This is a genomic window from Streptomyces sp. NPDC052701 (assembly GCF_040678355.1).
Taxonomy (GTDB): domain Bacteria; phylum Actinomycetota; class Actinomycetes; order Streptomycetales; family Streptomycetaceae; genus Streptomyces.
Map to the genome: position 1 here is coordinate 62958 of NZ_JBFATO010000007.1, position 13348 is coordinate 76305.

The following is a 13348-nucleotide window of genomic DNA, read 5'->3' on the forward strand; positions in this document are numbered from 1 at the left end:
CCGCGGGCTGGATGCATTTCCCTGTGAGGATGGGGACGCGACTGGCGGGTGGTTGGCCTTTCGGCGCGGTGTGTCCGCGGTGGTGGTTGCGGGTGTGCGGCCACTCGCCGAAGGCGGCCCGTCGTTCGGCCTCGAAGCGGTAGGGGCGGGCGTAGGCCCATTTCGAGCGGGGTGCGGTGGAAGCGCTCGACCTCGCCGTTGGTCCGCGGCCGGCAGGGCCGGGTTCGCTTGTGGACGGTCCCGGCCGCGGCCGGGGCATCGCGCCAGTCGCGTGAGCGGCAGCAGGAGCCGTTGCCGGTCAGCGCCCGTTCGACGGTGATCCCGGCCCGGGCGAGGAACGCCTGGGCCCGGGGCCAGAGGCCGGTGGCGGTCTGCTTCTTCCCGTCCGGGTGGATCTCGCTGCAAGCCGGGCGGGAGTGGTCGTCCACGGCGGTGTGCAGGTAGTCACCCAGCCTTCGGCCGGGCGGCGCCCCCGGTGGCCGGCGTTCGTGCGGTTCTTGCGGCCCGCGGCCCGGCCGGGGATCTCGTGCCCGCCGCCGTCGACGATGTTGCCGAGCTTCTCGATGTCCACGTGGACCGGCTCGCCGGGTCTTCTCGCGTTCGTAACGGCGTACGACACGGCCTGTGGCCCGGTCCAGGGGCGCGATGCGGGCCGGACCCAGCGGCGCAGAACGCGGATCTTGATGATGCGCCGTTCAGTACGGGTGGGAGTGCGGCGGGGGCACCGGCGGGCGGCTGGAGCGGTCGGCCATGCCCGCCTCGCCGTACTGCCGGTGGCGGTAGGCCCACCGCTGGGCCGCGGTCGACGAGACCTGGAAGCGTTCGGCGGCCCGGCGCAGCGCCCAGCCGTCCTCGACCACGCAGCGGGCCAGGCGCAGGCTGCCGGTCTCGGTCAGGGGTGCATCACGGTGGGACACGAGGACCTTTCTGCTGGGGCGGACGTCGCAATCCACACCGAGCCAGAAGGCCCTCACCCATTTCGAGGTCCCCCGGTCGGGACCTGCACCACCTGCCCACGACCTCCCCGGGCGGAACAGCTAGGCCACGTTCACCCGCTGACCGGGCGGGGCCGCCTCCAGCCACGCGAGGAAACCGGTCAGTGCGTCCTCGCTCATGGCCAGCTCCAGACGCGTGCCCTGGTGCAGACAGGCGAGGATCACCGAGTCGGACAGCAGTGCCAGCTCCTCCTCGCCCTCGGGGACGCGGCGGCCGGCCACCTCGATCGCGGAGCGTTCCAGGACGCGGCGCGGGCGCGGGGCGTAGGAGAAGACGCGGTACCACTCGACGCGGTCGCCGTTGTACCGGGCCACCCCGTAGGCCCAGCCCTTGCCGCCGGCGTCACCCTGCTCGGGGGCGTCCCAGCGCAGGCTGCAGTCGAAGGTGCCGCCCGAGCGCTGGATCAGCCGGCGGCGCAGCCCGAAGACGAACAGGCCCACGAGCACGAGGGCCACGACGATTCCGCACACAGTCAGAGCGAGGACCATCGGCACCGACCTCCTCGTCTCCTAGGTAACGGAACGTAAAAAACACCCATATCTGCCTCAGCCGCGGCCGGCTCCGGATCGCTCCGGTGCCGGCCGCGGCTGAGTGACGTCATCGCACGGCTCCCCCCGAGCCTAGACGGCCAGGGGATCGCCTTCACGTGTCAGCGCGCCGCCGCCGCACGCAGTCGGACGTCCGCGCGACGCTCGGCGGCTGCGTCGCCCTCCGCCTTCGCGCGCTCGAGCTCCCGCTCCGCGCTCTGGACATCGATCTCGTCCGACAGCTCGGCGGTCTCGGCCAGCAGCGACAGCTTGTCGTCCGCGAACGAGATGAAACCGCCGTGCACCGCGGCGACGACCGTCCCACCGTCACTCGTACGGATGGTCACCGGGCCCGACTCCAGCACACCGAGCAGCGGCTGGTGACCGGGCATGACGCCGATGTCGCCGGACGTGGTGCGCGCGACGACCAGGGTGGCCTCGCCGGACCAGACCTGGCGGTCGGCGGCGACCAGCTCGACGTGCAGCTCAGCAGCCAAGGGTGGCTCCTCGGGTCACCACCCGGCGGGACTGCCGGGTGTTGGTTACAAGTCTAATGGGCGTGAATGAGGGGGCGGGACGCGCCCGCCCCCTCAGGAAGAGCACGAGGCTCAGGAGACGCCCAGCTCCTTCGCGTTCTTCTTCAGGTCCTCGAGACCACCGCACATGAAGAACGCCTGCTCCGGGAAGTGGTCGTACTCGCCGTCGCAGATCGCGTTGAACGCGGCGATCGACTCCTCCAGCGGCACGTCCGAACCGTCCACGCCGGTGAACTGCTTGGCGACGTGGGTGTTCTGGGACAGGAAGCGCTCCACGCGACGGGCACGGTGGACGACGAGCTTGTCCTCCTCGCCCAGCTCGTCGATACCGAGGATCGCGATGATGTCCTGGAGATCCTTGTACTTCTGCAGGATTCCCTTGACGCGCATGGCGCAGTCGTAGTGGTCCTGCGCGATGTAACGCGGGTCCAGGATGCGGGACGTGGAGTCCAGCGGGTCCACGGCCGGGTAGATGCCCTTCTCGGAGATCGGGCGGGAGAGCACCGTCGTCGCGTCGAGGTGGGCGAACGTGGTGGCCGGGGCCGGGTCGGTCAGGTCGTCCGCGGGGACGTAGATCGCCTGCATCGAGGTGATCGAGTGACCACGGGTCGAGGTGATGCGCTCCTGGAGGAGACCCATCTCATCGGCCAGGTTCGGCTGGTAACCCACCGCGGAGGGCATACGGCCGAGCAGCGTGGAGACCTCGGAGCCGGCCTGCGTGAAGCGGAAGATGTTGTCGATGAAGAACAGCACGTCCTGCTTCTGGACGTCACGGAAGTACTCGGCCATGGTGAGGCCGGCCAGCGCGACGCGCAGACGGGTGCCCGGGGGCTCGTCCATCTGACCGAAGACCAGCGCGGTCTTGTCGATGACGCCCGACTCGGTCATCTCCTCGATGAGGTCGTTGCCCTCACGGGTGCGCTCACCGACACCGGCGAACACGGAGACACCGTCGTGGTTGTTGGCGACACGGTAGATCATCTCCTGGATGAGCACCGTCTTGCCGACGCCGGCACCACCGAACAGACCGATCTTGCCGCCCTTGACGTACGGGGTCAGCAGGTCGATGACCTTGACGCCGGTCTCGAACATCTCGGTCTTCGACTCGAGCTCGTCGAAGTTCGGCGCCTTGCGGTGGATCGGCCAGCGCTCGCCGTCGTACTCGGCGTCGACGTTCAGCACCTCACCGAGGGTGTTGAACACCTTGCCCTTGGTGAAGTCGCCGACCGGCACCGAGATCGGGGCGTGGGTGTCGGTCACCGGGGCCTGGCGGACCAGACCGTCGGTGGGCTGCATGGAGATCGCGCGGACCAGGCCGTCGCCCAGGTGCTGGGCGACCTCGAGGGTCAGCGTCTTCTTCTCGCCCGCGTTCGCCGGGTCGGCGACCTCGACGTGAAGTGCGTTGTAGATCTCCGGCATCGCGTCGACGGGGAACTCCACGTCGACGACCGGGCCGATGACCCGCGCGACGCGGCCCGTCGCCGTGGCCGTCTCAACAGTGGTGGTCATTAGTTGTCACTCCCCGCGGTCGCGTCGGCCAGGGCGCTCGCGCCACCGACGATCTCGCTGATTTCCTGGGTGATTTCGGCCTGGCGGGCCGCGTTGGCAAGCCGGGAGAGCGTCTCGATGAGCTCTCCGGCGTTGTCGGTGGCCGACTTCATCGCGCGCCGCGTGGCGGCGTGCTTGGAAGCGGCCGACTGAAGCAGCGCGTTGTAGATCCTGCTCTCGACGTAGCGCGGCAGCAGGGCGTCGAGGACGTCCTCCGCCGAGGGCTCGAAGTCGTACAGCGGAAGGATCTCGCCCTTGGGCGCCGTCTCCTGCGCGACCTCGTCGAGGCTGAGCGGCAGCAGGCGCTGGTCCTGCGCCGTCTGCGTCATCATCGACACGAACTCGGTGAAGACGATGTGGAGTTCGTCCACGCCGCCGTCCGCCGTGTCCTTCTCGATGGCCTCGATCAGCGGAGCCGCGACCTTCTTGGCGTCCGCGTACGTCGGCTCGTCGGTGAAGCCCGTCCACGACTCCGCGACCTTGCGCTCACGGAAGTTGTAGTGGGCCACACCCCGCCGGCCGACGATGTACGTGTCGACCTGCTTGCCCTCGCGCTCCAGGCGCTCGGTCAGCTGCTCCGCCGCCTTGATGGCGTTGGAGTTGAAGGCACCGGCGAGACCACGGTCGCTCGTCAGGAGCAGCACCGCGGACCGGGCGACCGTCTCGGCCTGGGTGGTCAGCGGGTGCTTCGTGTTCGAACCGGTACCGACCGCCGTGACCGCGCGGGTGAGCTCGGTCGCGTACGGCGTGGAGGCCGCCACCTTGCGCTGCGCCTTGACGACGCGCGAGGCGGCGATCATCTCCATCGCCTTGGTGATCTTCTTGGTCGCGGTGACGGATCGGATGCGACGCTTGTAGACCCGGAGCTGAGCTCCCATGAGTCAGGTCCCTTCCTTACGTCACTTGGCGGCGGACGCGGCGTCCTCGCCGAGCAGCTTGCCGTCCGAGGTCTCGAACTGCTTCTTGAACTCCGCGATGGCGTCGCCGACGGCCTGCAGGGTGTCGTCGGACATCTTGCCGCCCTCCCGGATGGAGGTCATGAGGCCCTGCTCCTTGCGGTGCAGGTACTCCAGCAGCTCCCTCTCGAAGCGGCGGACGTCGTTGACCGGCACATCGTCCATCTTGCCGGTGGTGCCGGCCCAGATGGAGACGACCTGGTCCTCGGTGGACATCGGCTGGTACTGCGCCTGCTTCAGCAGCTCGACCATGCGCTGACCGCGCTCCAGCTGCGCCTTCGACGCGGCGTCCAGGTCGGAACCGAAGGCGGCGAACGCCTCCAGCTCACGGAACTGGGCGAGGTCGACGCGCAGACGGCCGGAGACCTGCTTCATCGCCTTGTGCTGGGCCGAACCACCGACTCGGGAGACCGAGATACCGACGTTCAGGGCCGGGCGCTGACCGGCGTTGAACAGGTCGGACTCCAGGAAGCACTGGCCGTCGGTGATGGAGATGACGTTGGTCGGGATGAACGCCGAGACGTCGTTGGCCTTGGTCTCGACGATCGGCAGACCGGTCATCGAACCGGCACCCATGTCGTCGGAGAGCTTGGCGCAGCGCTCCAGCAGGCGGGAGTGCAGGTAGAAGACGTCACCCGGGTAGGCCTCGCGGCCCGGCGGGCGGCGCAGCAGCAGGGAGACGGCGCGGTAGGCGTCGGCCTGCTTCGACAGGTCGTCGAAGATGATCAGGACGTGCTTGCCCTGGTACATCCAGTGCTGACCGATGGCCGAACCGGTGTACGGCGCCAGGTACTTGAAGCCGGCCGGGTCGGACGCCGGGGCGGCGACGATGGTCGTGTACTCCAGCGCGCCGTTCTCCTCCAGCGCGCGGCGGACCGACGCGATGGTGGAGCCCTTCTGACCGATGGCGACGTAGATGCAGCGGACCTGCTTCTTCGGATCGCCCGAGCGCCAGTTGTCGCGCTGGTTGATGATCGTGTCGACGGCCAGGGCGGTCTTGCCGGTCTGGCGGTCGCCGATGATCAGCTGACGCTGACCACGGCCGATCGGGGTCATCGCGTCGACGGCCTTGTAGCCCGTCTCCATCGGCTCGTGCACCGACTTGCGCTGCATGACCGTGGGGGCCTGCAGCTCGAGGGCGCGGCGGCCGTCGGTCTCGATCTCGCCGAGGCCGTCGATCGGGTTGCCGAGCGGGTCGACGACGCGGCCGAGGTAACCCTCGCCGACCGCCACGGAGAGGACCTCACCGGTGCGGGTGACCGGCTGACCCTCCTCGATGCCGCTGAACTCACCGAGGACGATGGCACCGATCTCGCGCTCCTCGAGGTTGAGGGCGAGGCCGAGGGTGCCGTCCTCGAACTTCAGCAGTTCGTTGGCCATGGCCGAGGGAAGACCCTCGACCTTCGCGATGCCGTCGCCGGCAAGGGTGACCGTACCGACCTCCTCGCGCGAGGCCGCGTCCGGCTGGTACGCCTGGACGAAGTTCTCCAGTGCGTCCCGGATCTCCTCCGGCCGGATCGTGAGCTCCGCCATCTGGGTTCCCTGCTCTCCTTGTTGGGCCCGAAGTTTCACTTGGGGGGTCTGGGGGCGACCCCCAGGAATCCTCTTCACGGCCCAACATGGGCCGTAAGTACGTACTGCGTGTTCAGTTGCCGCGGTGCCGCGGTGTCGGTCAGCCCGCCAGCCGGCGGCCGGCGTCCTCGATGCGGTCCGCGAGGGAGCCGTTGATGACCTCGTCGCCGACCTGCACCCGGATCCCGCCGAGGACCGCGGGGTCCACGTCGAGGTTGAGGTGCATCTGGCGGCCGTAGAGCTTCGCCAGGACACCGCCCAGGCGCTGCTTCTGCGCGTCGCTCAGCGGAACCGCGGAGGTGACGACGGCCACCATGCGGTTCCGGCGCTCGGCGGCGAGCCTGGACAGGGACTCGAGCCCTGCCTCCAGGCTACGTCCCCGCGGCGCGGTCACAAGACGCTTCACCAGACGCTCGGTGGTCGGCCGTGCCCGGCCGCCGAGCAGGCTGCGCAGCAGCTCGCCCTTGGCCGAGGCGGTGGCCTTGCGGTCGGTGAGCGCGGCGCGCAGCTCGGTGTTCGAGGAGACGATCCGGCCGAACCGGAACAGCTCGTCCTCGACGTCGTCGAGCGTGCCCGCCTGCTGCGCGGCGGTGAGGTCGGCGGTGTTCGCCAGCTCCTCCAGCGCGTCCACCAGGTCGCGCGACTGTGACCAGCGGGAGCGCACCGTGCCGGCCACCAGGTCGGCGGTGGGACCGCTGACCTGGGCGCCCAGCAGGCGCTGGACCAGCTCGGCCTTGGCCTCACCGGCCTGCGCCGGGTCGGTGAGGACCCGACGCAGCGACACCTCGCGGTCGAGCAGCGCGGTGACGGCGGCCAGCTCGTCGGCGAGCCGCGTCGCGTCCACGGACGTGGAGTCCGTCAGCGCGTCGAGACGCTCACGTGCGGCGGCCAGGGCCTCGCGGCTCGCTCCGTTCATCGCCCGGCCTCGGCCTTCTCCTCGAGCTCGTCGAGGAAGCGGTCGATGACGCGGCTCTGCCGGGCGTGGTCCTCGAGGGACTCGCCGACGAGCTTGCCGGCCAGGTCGGTGGCGAGCTTGCCGACGTCCTGGCGCAGCGCGGACGCGGCGGCCTTGCGGTCGGCCTCGATCTGCGCGTGACCGGCGGCGATGATCTCCTCGCGCTGACGCTGGCCCTCGGCCCGCATCTCGGCGATGAGCGCGGCACCCTGCTCCTGCGCCTCCTGGCGCAGACGCGCGGCCTCGTGCCGGGCCTCGGCGAGCTGGGCCTTGTACTGCTCAAGGACGCTCTGGGCCTCGACCTTCATGGTCTCGGCCTCTTCGATACCGCCTTCGATCGCCGCGCGGCGCTCCTCCAGAACCTTGTTGATGTTCGGAAGCAGCTTCTTCCAGAAGAAGAAGAACACGATGGCGAAGGCGATGGTGCCGACGAGCAGCTCGGGACCCGGAGGAACGAGCGGGTTCTGCTCCTCCTCGGCCGCCAGCTGTACCAGGTTGGCGATCACATCAGTGCCTTTCGTCGAAAGGTTTGGCTCGTCGGCGTCCGTCAGTTGTAGACGAACGGCATGACGATGCCGATGAGGGCGAGCGCCTCACAGAAGGCGAAGCCGAGGATCTGGTTGGCACGGATCAGACCGGCGGCCTCGGGCTGGCGGGCGAGGGCCTGGGTGCCGTTGCCGAAGATGATGCCGACGCCGACGCCGGGGCCGATGGCGGCGAGGCCGTAGCCGATGGAACCGATGTTGCCTTCGACGGCGGCGAGGGTCTCAAGGGCAGCCATGCTGATTCTTCCTTCTCTTTCATGGACCGGCGGGGGTTGGCCACCGGACGTTCAGGGGGCTGGGGCGGGGTCGCTCAGTGGTGCTCGGCGAGAGCGCCCTGGATATACGAGCAGGCGAGGAGCACGAAGACGTACGCCTGGACGGCCTGCACGAAAAGCTCGAAGAGGATCATGACGACGGTCATGACGAAGGAGACACCGGCCGCCGGGATCATCCAGCTGTTCAGCAGGTACCAGGAGGCGACGGTGAACATGACCAGCATCAGGTGACCGGCGAACATGTTGGCGAACAGTCGCACCGCGTGGGTGAACGGCCGGACCAGCAGGTTCGAGAAGAACTCGATGACCACGACCAGCGGCAGCACCGCGCCCAGCGACTTGTCGTAGCCGGTGACGTTCTTGAAGAAGCCGACGAAGCCGTGGCGCTTGAAGGTCAGCGACACCCAGACCACGTAGACGATCAGGGCCAGCACCGCCGGGTAGGCGATGATCGACGAGACCGGGAACTGGGCCAGCGGGACCACGGACCAGATGTTCATGATCCAGATGAAGAAGAACAGCGAGACCATGAGGGGCACGTACTTCTCGCCCTCACGCTTGCCGAGCGTCTCGTACACGATGCCGCGACGGACGAAGTCGTAGCCGGCCTCACCGACCATCTGGAGCTTGCCGGGGACGACCTTGGCCTTCCCGAAGGCGGCCCAGAAGAAGCCGATCACGAGAACGGTGGTGATGAGCGCGAGCAGCATCACCTTGTTGAACTCGAACCCCCCGACCGTGGTGATCGGCTTGAAGAGGAACGAGTGCAGGCCCGGAGCCGGAAAGCCACACCCGTTGTCGGACATGATCCGACAGCTCCAGTCAAAGGCGAGCTGGGTCTGGTCAGCACTCACCGCGGGCTCCTTCGGCGTGACGCATGGGTACGGCAACCTCGTTGTGTCGGCGCGGCGCGCGGCCGCTGTTCGGCACGGGACTGGTGTTACGGATGTGGGGGCGGCTGTGGGGCATCTCGCCTCGCGAATGAGCAGGCGTCAGCTCGGATTGCCCGCGCCCGCGATGCCGCAGTTGGCACCGGACGATAGCAGGATCTCTCATGCCTCTTTATCCCGGCCCTATCCCTCACGACGAGCGTCCCGACTTTTCGGGCTTCCCGCCCGTGGTCGAATCGGGTTCGACGTAGAGGATCTTGGCCTTCATGTGGGCACGCGTCTGCGCGGCGACCCAGGTGAGCGTGCCGACGAGGAGCGTGACGGCGAAGGTCCTGGGGTTGAACAGCGTCGTGTTCTTGAACGCGGAGAGGAAGACGAACAGCAGCAGGATCTGTGCCGCGTAGAGCATCAGGCCCATCGCCTGGAAGAGGTGCGGAAGCGATTTGGCGGTGCGCTGCAGGACGTAGAGGCCGATGCCCATGAACAGGACGACCACGAGCGTCGCGACGACTGCTCCGATCGCCCCTTCGCCCCCGGCCACCACACCGCTGACGACGGCGGCGATCGCGCCGACGGCAGCCGTGGGCACCGCGGCCTGGGCCAGGATCCGGACGTCGTTGGACGGCATGGCGGCAACTCCGCTTTCACAGGGGGCAGGGTGTCGTCATGGACGAGCGTAGTCCCGGGAGGAGTGTGAGGACCTCACACCAATGGACCGTCGCACTACGGTCCTTCGGCTCTGTCCGGGGGTTCTCGTGAACGGTATCACAAACTATTTGATGCAGTCTTTACCTGAATGGTGTGCCAGCCGTCACACCTGAGAGTGAAGCTGCGCGTCTGAGCGGAATCACGGCCCATTTGTCTGGTATGGGGCGATCTGCACCCCCATCGAACTCCCACGACTTGGCAATGCTCTAGTCAGATTCTTACCTTGCGGCTTCTCGTCCTGAAGACGGGCCCTTCGCCGCGGGCCCTCAGCGCGACGTCCCGGCCTTCCTCGGGTCCGCGAAGCGCGACCGGTGGCCGATCGCGCTCGCCCCGTTGGCCCCGGACACCCCGCTGACCACCGGGGTGCGGGACACCTGCTCAGCCTGGCCGGCCTGCTCAGCCTGGCCGGCCTGCTCGGCCTGGCCGGCCTGCTCGGCCTGGCCGGCCTGCTCGGTCTGCTCGGCGGCGGGCGCCGGCGCCGCGTCCCCGGGCTCCGCGGCGGCCACCCGGCGCCGCCGGTACCGCGGCGGCACGAAGCGCTCCGCCCAGCGCGGGGCCCGCGGCGTGAAGCGCGGCAGCAGGAGCAGGACCAGGCCGATCGCGCTGAGGAAGACGACGCCCAGGACGATCCACATGGACGCCGAGTTGACCGAGTAGGCCAGCGCGCCGAAGGCGATCAGCGCCGACCAGAAGTACATGATCAGCACCGCGCGGCTGTGCGAGTGGCCGATCTCCAGCAGCCGGTGGTGCAGGTGCCCGCGGTCCGCGGCGAACGGTGACTGGCCGCGCCAGGTGCGCCGCACGATGGCCAGGATCAGGTCGGCGGCCGGCACCGCGATGATCGTCAGCGGCAGCAGCAGCGGGATGTAGACCGGCACCGTCTGGTGCACGGCCTCCTTCTCGGACCCGGTGTACAGGTTGAGCGCGTCCGGGTCGACCTGCCCGGTGACGGAGATCGCCCCCGCGGCCAGGACCAGGCCGATGAGCATGGAGCCCGAGTCGCCCATGAAGATCCGCGCCGGGTGCATGTTGTGCGGCAGGAAGCCCAGGCACATGCCCATCAGGATCGCCGAGAAGAGCGTGGCGGGGGCGGCGGCCTCGATGCCGTACGAGTACCAGATCCGGTAGGCGTACAGGAAGAACGCGGTCGACGCGATGCACACCATGCCCGCCGCGAGGCCGTCCAGGCCGTCGACGAAGTTGACCGCGTTGATGGTGACGACGACGAGCGCGACCGTCAGCAGGGTGCCCTGCCACTGGGTGAGGGCGACCGAGCCGACGCCCGGGACGGGCAGCCACAGGATCGTCAGGCCCTGCACGACCATCACGCCGGCGGCGATCATCTGGGCGCCCAGCTTGATCAGGGCGTCGATCTCGAACTTGTCGTCCAGGACGCCGATCAGCCAGATCAGCGCCGCTCCGGAGAGCAGGGCCCGCGGCTCGTTGGACTTCTCGAAGACCTGGTTGAGGTTGGTGAGGTGGTCGGCGACCAACAGGCCCGCGCACAGGCCGAAGAACATGGCGATACCGCCGAGCCGCGGAGTGGGCTCCCGGTGCACGTCACGCGCCCGGATCTCCGGCATCGCCCCGGCCACGATCGCGAACTTCCGTACCGGCCCTGTCAGCAGATACGTCACCGCGGCCGTGACGCAGAGCGTCAGCAGGTATTCACGCACGGGCTTCCCCACAGGTCTCGCTGGCCATCTCAGCCCCACACCCTAGCGATGTGCGCATACGGGTGGGGACTTCCGGGTAGCGACGATGGTTGCACGAGTGACTGCGCCCGTGGTCGCGCCCACCCCGCCTCAGCGCGGATACGGCGGAAATCCACCGGCCAGCTCCCGCGCCTCGGCACGCGCCCGGGCGGGCTCGATCCCGCCCCTGAGCACCTCCGCGAGCAGCCCGGCGATCTTCCGCATCTCCCCCTCCCCCATGCCCTGCGTGGTCACGGCGGCCGTGCCCAGGCGCAGTCCGCGGACGTCGCCGTACGGCAGCGCGCAGCAGTCCAGGACCAGGCCGGCGGCGGCCAGCCGGCCGCGCGCGGTGCGCCCGTCGACGCCGAGCGGGGCCGGGTCGGCGACGACGAGGTGGGTGTCCGTGCCGCCGGTGGTGACGGCCAGCCCCTCGGCCGCCAGCCGGGCCGCGAGGACCCTGGCGTTGGCCACCACCCGACGGGCGTAGGCGGCGAACGCCGGTGTCGCCGCCTCGCCGAACGCGACGGCCTTGGCGGCGACGGTGTGCATCTGGGCGCCGCCCTGGGTGAAGGGGAACACCGCCCGGTCCACCCGCTCGGCCAGCTCGGCGGCGCACAGGATCATGCCGCCGCGCGGCCCGCGCAGCACCTTGTGCGTGGTGGCGCAGACGATGTCGGCGTAGGGCACCGGGCTGGGCGCCGCTCCCCCGGCGACGAGCCCCACGGGGTGCGCGGCGTCGGCGATCAGGTAGGCGCCCACCTCGTCGGCGACCTCGCGGAAGAAGGCGTAGTCGACGTGCCGGGGATAGGCGGTCGAGCCGCACACGATCGCCTTCGGGCGGCGGGTACGGGCCAGGGCGCGCACCTGGTCGTGGTCGATGAGCCCGGTCTCCGCGTCGAGCCCGTACCCGACGAAGTCGAACCAGCGGCCGGAGAAGTTGGCGGGCGAGCCGTGCGTGAGGTGGCCGCCGTGCGGCAGGCCGAGCGCGAGGACGGTGTCGCCGGGGCGCAGCAGGGCGGCGTAGGCGGCGAGCACCGCCGAAGAGCCGGAGTGGGACTGGACGTTGGCGTGATCGGCGCCGAACAGTTCCCTGGCCCGGTCCACGGCGAGGCGCTCGGCGAGGTCGACGATCTCGCAGCCGCCGTGGTGCCGCGCCCCCGGATAGCCCTCGGCGTACTTGTTGGCCAGCGGGGAGCCGAGGGCCGCCAGCACGGCCGGCGAGCAGAAGTTCTCGGCGGCGATCAGCTGGAGCGTCGTCGACTGCCGCTCCCGCTCGCCGAGCAGGACGTCGGCGAGCTCGGGGTCCTGACGCCGCAGGACATCGGCCTCTAGGGCGGGACTGACCGTCATGGTGCGCTCCGGGCGTCGTCGGTGACGTACGTCCAATGTAGGCCCGAGAGGTCCCGTACGCCCGGGTTGTTACGGCAATCGCCGCAGGGCTACGTCCGCGCGGGCACCCCGGTCAGCGCCGTCACCACCGGGTCCAGCGCCTGGTGTATCTCGTCCCCGATCGACCGGAAGAACGTCAGGGGAGCGCCGTAGGGGTCGTACACCTCGTCCGCCTCCGCCGTGGGCGCCAGGAGCCATCCGCGCAGCGCGGCGGCGGCCCGCACCAGGGCGCGCGCACGCGCGACCAGGCCCTCCTCCAGCGGGGGCAGCGTCGCCGGGTCGATGGCCTTCACCAGCCGGGTGAACTCCTTCAGTGTGAAGGTCCGCAGCCCCGCCGAGTGCCCCATCGAGATCACCTGCGCCCGGTGGTCCCGTGTGGCGGTCAGCACCAGGTCGGCGCGGATCACGTGCTCGTCCAGCAGTTCCCGGCCCACGAACCCCGAGGCGTCCGCGCCGAAGTCGGCCAGCACGGTCTCCGCGTGGGCCTCCATGGGCGCGCCCTCGTGCCCCCAGGTGCCCGCGCTCTCCACGATCAGCCCGCCGCCCAGGATCCCGAGCCGCTCCTGCACGAAATGGCGGGTCAGCCGCTCGGTGATCGGCGAGCGGCACACGTTGCCGGTGCTGACGTGCAGGATGCGGAAGGTGTCGCGCGGAAACCCGAAGGTCGTCGTCTCCTCCGCCTCGCGTTCCCCGTTGCCTATGCCGCGCATGGGGGTGCCCCCTGGTCGAGCGCGGCCGGGACCCCGGGGGAGCCGGG

General features: G+C 69.7%; 13 protein-coding genes and 1 pseudogene. All 14 read right to left on the reverse strand.

Annotation, left to right across the window (positions count from 1 at the left end; all coding sequences use genetic code 11):
• Positions 1–16: 16 nt before the first annotated feature.
• Positions 17–917 (reverse strand): annotated as a pseudogene (locus AB0L29_RS11255) (leucine zipper domain-containing protein); the annotation flags it as partial.
• A gap of 120 nt (positions 918–1037) precedes the next feature.
• On the reverse strand, positions 1038–1484 hold the full coding sequence (locus tag AB0L29_RS11260) for a DUF2550 domain-containing protein (RefSeq protein ID WP_365825727.1): 447 nt from the start codon (positions 1482–1484) through the stop codon (positions 1038–1040).
• Positions 1485–1645: 161 nt separating this feature from the next.
• A complete protein-coding gene (locus AB0L29_RS11265) occupies positions 1646–2020 on the reverse strand; it encodes a F0F1 ATP synthase subunit epsilon (protein WP_365825729.1) in 375 nt (124 codons plus the stop codon).
• Positions 2021–2131: 111 nt separating this feature from the next.
• On the reverse strand, positions 2132–3568 hold the full coding sequence (gene atpD / locus AB0L29_RS11270) for a F0F1 ATP synthase subunit beta (protein WP_365825731.1): 1437 nt from the start codon (positions 3566–3568) through the stop codon (positions 2132–2134).
• Positions 3568–4485 carry a F0F1 ATP synthase subunit gamma gene (locus AB0L29_RS11275; RefSeq protein ID WP_365825733.1) on the reverse strand — a complete coding sequence of 306 codons (918 nt, stop codon included), beginning with the start codon at positions 4483–4485 and terminating at the stop codon, positions 3568–3570. Before AB0L29_RS11275 ends, atpD begins: the two co-directional genes overlap by 1 nt.
• A 21-nt stretch (positions 4486–4506) precedes the next feature.
• Positions 4507–6096: a F0F1 ATP synthase subunit alpha gene (atpA, locus tag AB0L29_RS11280; protein ID WP_365825735.1), complete on the reverse strand. Its 1590-nt coding sequence runs from the start codon at positions 6094–6096 to the stop codon at positions 4507–4509.
• Positions 6097–6235: 139 nt separating this feature from the next.
• Positions 6236–7051, reverse strand: a complete 816-nt coding sequence (locus tag AB0L29_RS11285) for a F0F1 ATP synthase subunit delta (RefSeq protein ID WP_365825737.1) — start codon at positions 7049–7051, stop codon at positions 6236–6238.
• Positions 7048–7596 (reverse strand): F0F1 ATP synthase subunit B, encoded by a 549-nt coding sequence (locus tag AB0L29_RS11290; protein WP_365825739.1) that lies wholly within the window; start codon positions 7594–7596, stop codon positions 7048–7050. The genes AB0L29_RS11285 and AB0L29_RS11290 overlap by 4 nt, the downstream gene beginning before the upstream one ends.
• A 41-nt stretch (positions 7597–7637) precedes the next feature.
• A complete protein-coding gene (atpE, locus tag AB0L29_RS11295; protein WP_143636214.1) occupies positions 7638–7871 on the reverse strand; it encodes an ATP synthase F0 subunit C in 234 nt (77 codons plus the stop codon).
• A 74-nt stretch (positions 7872–7945) separates the two neighbouring features.
• Positions 7946–8716, reverse strand: a complete 771-nt coding sequence (atpB, locus tag AB0L29_RS11300; RefSeq protein WP_365825985.1) for a F0F1 ATP synthase subunit A — start codon at positions 8714–8716, stop codon at positions 7946–7948.
• Between the two features lie 274 nt (positions 8717–8990).
• On the reverse strand, positions 8991–9428 hold the full coding sequence (locus AB0L29_RS11305) for a hypothetical protein (protein WP_365825741.1): 438 nt from the start codon (positions 9426–9428) through the stop codon (positions 8991–8993).
• Positions 9429–9774: 346 nt separating this feature from the next.
• On the reverse strand, positions 9775–11184 hold the full coding sequence (locus tag AB0L29_RS11310) for an MraY family glycosyltransferase (protein WP_365825743.1): 1410 nt from the start codon (positions 11182–11184) through the stop codon (positions 9775–9777).
• Positions 11185–11313: 129 nt separating this feature from the next.
• A complete protein-coding gene (gene glyA / locus AB0L29_RS11315) occupies positions 11314–12552 on the reverse strand; it encodes a serine hydroxymethyltransferase (protein WP_365825745.1) in 1239 nt (412 codons plus the stop codon).
• 89 nt (positions 12553–12641) lie between these two features.
• Entirely contained in the window at positions 12642–13301 is a 660-nt protein-coding gene (locus AB0L29_RS11320) for a protein-tyrosine-phosphatase (RefSeq protein ID WP_365825746.1), read from the reverse strand.
• Positions 13302–13348 lie beyond the last annotated feature (47 nt).